Genomic DNA, 1,298 nt, shown 5'->3' on the forward strand with positions numbered 1-1,298 from the left:
GGGACTGTCAGGAATTTTGTGCGTGAGGCCATAGTGATGGAGAGGAAAGGACCATCGTATGGCTATCGAGAAAGAACTTCTGGACCAGTTGCTTGCCGGGCGTGATCCGAACGAGGTGTTTGCAAAGGACGGGTTGCTGGACGACCTAAAGAAGGCGCTCTCAGAGCGGATTTTGAACGCCGAACTCGACGAGCACCTGGAGGACGAACGGGCCGAGGGTAGCATCAATCGCCGCAACGGCCATTCGCGTAAGTCGGTTCTGACCGGCACGTCGAAGATGACACTGACGATCCCACGGGACCGCGCAGGTACCTTCGACCCGAAGCTGATTGCCAAATACCAGAGGCGCTTCCCGGACTTCGACGACAAGATCGTGTCGATGTATGCGCGCGGCATGACGGTGCGCGAGATCCGTGGCCATCTGGAGGAGCTTTACGGGATCGAGGTCTCGCCGGACCTGATCTCGGCGGTCACCGACGCGGTGCTGGAGGAGGTGACAGAATGGCAAAACCGGCCGTTGGACGCCGTCTACCCGCTCGTCTTCTTCGATGCGATCCGCGTCAAAATCCGGGATGAAGGCTTCGTGCGCAACAAGGCCATCTATGTTGCGCTCGGCGTCCTGCCGGACGGCACCAAGGAGATCCTCGGCCTCTGGATCGAGCAGACCGAAGGCGCCAAGTTCTGGCTCAGGGTCATGAACGACCTGAAGAACCGCGGCGGCGGTGACATTCTGATCGCTGTGGTCGATGGCCTGAAGGGTTTTCCCGAGGCGATCCATGCTGTGTTCCCGGAAACGGTCGTCCAGACCTGCATTGTGCATCTGATCCGCCATTCGCTCGAGTTCGTGTCGTGGAAGGACCGCAAGCCGGTCGTGCCGGCGCTCCGGGCGATCTACCGGGCGAAGGACGCCGAGGCCGGCCTGAAGGCGCTCGACGACTTTGAGGCGGGCTTTTGGGGCAAGAAGTATCCGGCGATTGCTCAGAGCTGGCGGCGCAACTGGGACCATGTTGTGCCCTTCTTCGCCTTCCCCGAAAGCGTGCGCCGGATCATCTACACGACGAATGCGATCGAGGCGCTCAACTCCAAGCTGCGGCGTGCCGTACGCACCAGGGGCCACTTCCCGAGTGACGATGCGGCCATGAAGCTGCTATATCTGGTGTTGAACCACGCTGCCGCGGACTGGAAACGGCCGCCGCGCGAATGGCTCGAGGCCAAGACCCAGTTCGCCGTCGTCTTCGGTGAGCGGTTCGTCAGTCAGTGACGAAAACAGGCCGCCGCACAAAATATCCGGCAGTCCC

Annotated in this window: 1 protein-coding gene; it reads left to right on the forward strand. The window is 61.1% G+C overall.

What is annotated here, in order from left to right; translation table 11 throughout:
* The first annotated feature begins 58 nt into the window (after window positions 1-58).
* Entirely contained in the window at window positions 59-1,261 is a 1,203-nt protein-coding gene (locus FS320_RS43510; protein WP_152718666.1) for an IS256 family transposase, read from the forward strand.
* The last annotated feature ends 37 nt before the right edge of the window (window positions 1,262-1,298 follow it).

Source organism: Microvirga tunisiensis (assembly GCF_009296175.1).
In the GTDB taxonomy this organism is placed as follows: Bacteria; Pseudomonadota; Alphaproteobacteria; order Rhizobiales; family Beijerinckiaceae; genus Microvirga; species Microvirga tunisiensis.